Raw genomic sequence first — 3,234 nt, 5'->3', positions numbered from 1 at the left:
CGGCGCCCAGCGCAGCGCGCTCGCTGCGCGCGACGTGCTGCTGCTCGACGACCTGGGCGAGACCATCGTGCCGGCAACGCCCGGCCTGGGCGGCGCGCGCGCGGCGGCGATCGGCCTGTACATGCTCGCCACGGTCAATACCTGCTGGCCGCTGGACGAGGCGCACGCCTTCGTGCGCGGGCTCGATGCGCTGGAAGCAGCCTGCACCCAGGAACATGGCAAGGGTTTCTGCGCGCTGAGCGAGGCGCAGAAGCTGGCTTTCCTGACCCGCTGGAGCCTCGAGCCGGCCGGCGCCAACATGGTCGCCATGCTCAAGCGCCTGACCGTGCACGGCTACCTGACTTCGGAAATCGGGGCCACCCAGGCCCTGCGCTACGATCCGGTTCCGGGCACGTATCGCCGGATCCGGTATGCCAAGGGCGACAGGCGCTGGGCGACCTAGCCTGGAGCCTTACTGCGACAGGTGTTCGATCAGGATGGTCGTGCCGACCAGCACCAGCACCACCCCGCCGATGCGCTCCGCATTGCGCCCCACCGCCGCGCCCAGGCGCCGCCCGAGCAGCACGCCGATGGTGACCATCACGGTGGTGGCAATGCCGATCGCCACCGCCGCATGCACGATCGAGACGTCCACGAAAGCCAGTCCGACCCCGACCGCCATCGCATCGATGCTGGTGGCCACCGCGGTCAGCACCAGCACCAGGAAGTTCTGCGAGCCGGCGCGCTCCTCCTCTTCTTCCTCGTCGCCGAAGGACAGCCACAGCATGCGCCCGCCCAGGCCCAGCAGCAGGAAGAAGGCGATCCAGTGGTCCCACTGGCGGATCGCGTCGGCGGCCAGCGAACCCAGGGCCCAGCCGATCAGCGGGGTGATGGTCTCGATGCAGCCGAACAGCAGGCCGATCCGCAGCGCCTGCGGCAGGCCGGGATTGCGCAGGGCGGCGCCTTTCGCGATCGCCGCGGCAAAGGCGTCGGTCGACATGGCGAGGGCGAGGAATACGAGGGCGGTGAAAGTCATGCTGGGGTTCCGGTCGGACAAAAACACAAAGGCGCACCCGCACGCCCGACAATGGCGCGGATGGGCCGATGGTCTCGCCAACCGCTAGGTCGCCCGCGCCACGCTTCAGCATCAGAAACTGAGTGAAGCGAGTATGTTGACACGGGCCCTCCCGCATTGCGCAGGAGGAGGCTACTCCCCACAGGGTGTGGGCATTCTAGAAGGAAACAACCTCCGGCGCAAGCGAACCGGGCGCCAACAGGAAGCGCCGCCCCATCATCTGCAACATCTCGCCGGCCGGCACCGGGCGCGCGATGTAATAGCCCTGCACCTCGTTGCAATCCAGGCCGCGCAGGATCTCGAGCTGCTCCTCGGTCTCGACGCCTTCGGCCACCACGGACATGCCGAGCGCGTGGGCCATCGACACGATCGCCTGGAAGAACACCCTGCCCTCCTTCGAGTTGCCCAGTTCCGTGGTGAAGGCGCGGTCCACCTTCAGCACGTCCATCTTCAGGCGCTGCAGCTGCGACAGCGAGGAGTAGCCGGTGCCGAAATCGTCCACGTGCAGCTTGACGCCGAGGGCGCGCAGCGCGGCCAGCTCGGCCAGGATCTCGTCGTGGTCACCCATCATGGCCGACTCGGTGATCTCGATCTCGATCAGGCTGGCCGGCACGCGATGGCGCGCCATCGCGCCGCTCAGATGGCGCTGCACGCCGCCGCGCAGGAACTGCTTGGGCGAGACGTTGATCGAGACCGGCACCAGGTCGGCGCCCGCCTCGCGCCAGGCGGCCAGCTGGGCGCAGGCCTTGTCGATCACGATCTCGCCGATGTTGCGGATCAGGCCGGTGCTTTCCGCCAGCGGGATGAATTCGCCCGGCGCCACCAGGCCCAGTTCCGGATGGCGCCAGCGCACCAGCGCCTCCATGCTCAGCAGCTCGCCGCTGCGGGCGTCCACGCGCGGCTGGTAGTGCAGCAGGAACTGGTCGTGCTCGATCGCTTCGAGCATGCGCTGCTTCAGGCGGGCGCGCGCGTTCAGGCCGTTCGACAGCGCCGGATCGAAGAAGCGGTACTGGCCCTTGCCCTCGTTCTTCCCGGCGTACATGGCGATGTCGCTGTGGCGCACCAGGGTCTCGGCGTCCTGGCCGTCGCGCGGGAACATGCTGATGCCGATCGAGGCGCCCACCGCGTGCAGCTCCTCGCCGATCAGGAAAGGCACGCCGAAGGCCTCGACGATGCGCGCCGCCACCGAGGCGGCCTGGCGCTCGCCCTCGCAGGGATGCAGCAGCACCAGGAACTCGTCGCCGCCGAAGCGCGCCACCCGGTCCGTCGGTCGCAGCAGCGACAGCAGGCGCCCCGCCGCGCTCTTGAGCAGCAGGTCGCCGGTGGCGTGGCCGTGGGTATCGTTGACCTGCTTGAATTCGTCGAGGTCGATGAACAGCAAGGCCAGGCCGGCCTCGCTGCCGCGCGCCTGCGCCAGGATCGCCGGCATCGCGGCCAGGAAAGCGTGGCGCGTGGCCAGGCCGGTCAGCACGTCCTCGTTGGCCAGGCGCTCCAGCTGGGTCTCGTGGGCCTTGCGCTCGCTGATGTCCTGCAGCGTCACCGCCAGCCCGTTCCCCACCCGCACCAGGCGCCGGCGTCCCCAGCTGATGTTCAGGCGGTTGTCCAGGGGCATCTTGCGGTCGTCCTCGTAAAAGCCGCTGTCCATCGCCTTGCGGTAAGTGTCGAGCAGGGCTTCGCCGAACAGGGCGCTGTCGACCTGCGACAGGCTGCTGCCCACCAGGGTGGCGCGCGTCAGCCCGTAGAAGAAGGCGCCGCGCTCGTTGCAGTCGACGATGCGAAAGTCCGTGATGTCGCCTTCGCGGTCGCGCACGGCGGCGGCCATGTAGAAGCCGTCGTTGCCGCTTTCGGTGGCGGTGCGGTAGGCGCGCTGTACCTCTTCCTGCTCGCGCTCGCGCAGCACGGCGCGCCGCGCCAGCACCGAACCGGCTGCACCCAGCAGCAGCAGGCAGGCGCCGATGGCGATGGCGCGGTCGCGGCTGTCGATCCAGGCCGCCTGCGCAGCGTCCAGGGCATTGGCGTGCGACAGGCCGACCAGGGCCACCAGCGGATAGGCACTCGAGTGGCGCCAGCCGAGCACGCGCGCCTGGCCGTCGGCGAAACCATCTTGCCCCTGCACCAGGCGCACGCCGTGGTCGCCCGCCCACAGCTCCGCGCGCGCCGGCAGCAGCCTGGCGCCGCCG

Annotated in this window: 3 protein-coding genes and 1 riboswitch; of the genes, 1 reads left to right on the top strand and 2 read right to left on the bottom strand. The window is 69.6% G+C overall.

Going from position 1 to position 3,234, the window contains the following annotated elements:
- The coding region (locus B2R83_RS10155; protein WP_292040714.1) for a gluconate 2-dehydrogenase subunit 3 family protein at nt 1-442 on the top strand (442 nt) is incomplete at its 5' end.
- Between the two features lie 9 nt (nt 443-451).
- Here the strand turns inward: B2R83_RS10155 and B2R83_RS10150 are convergent.
- Nucleotides 452-1,015, bottom strand: coding sequence for a manganese efflux pump MntP family protein (locus B2R83_RS10150; protein ID WP_027867031.1), 564 nt, complete (start codon nt 1,013-1,015; stop codon nt 452-454).
- A riboswitch (yybP-ykoY riboswitch) is annotated at nt 1,016-1,207 on the bottom strand.
- A 4-nt stretch (nt 1,208-1,211) separates the two neighbouring features.
- A partial coding sequence (locus tag B2R83_RS10145; RefSeq protein WP_292040711.1) for a putative bifunctional diguanylate cyclase/phosphodiesterase occupies nt 1,212-3,234 on the bottom strand: 2,023 nt, incomplete at its 5' end.

The sequence above is a fragment of the Massilia sp. UBA6681 genome, assembly GCF_002454935.1.
Classification (GTDB): domain Bacteria; phylum Pseudomonadota; class Gammaproteobacteria; order Burkholderiales; family Burkholderiaceae_D; genus Telluria; species Telluria varians.
The sequence above is the reverse complement of the archived record's forward strand: the minus strand, read 5'-3'. Positions and strand labels throughout refer to the sequence as shown.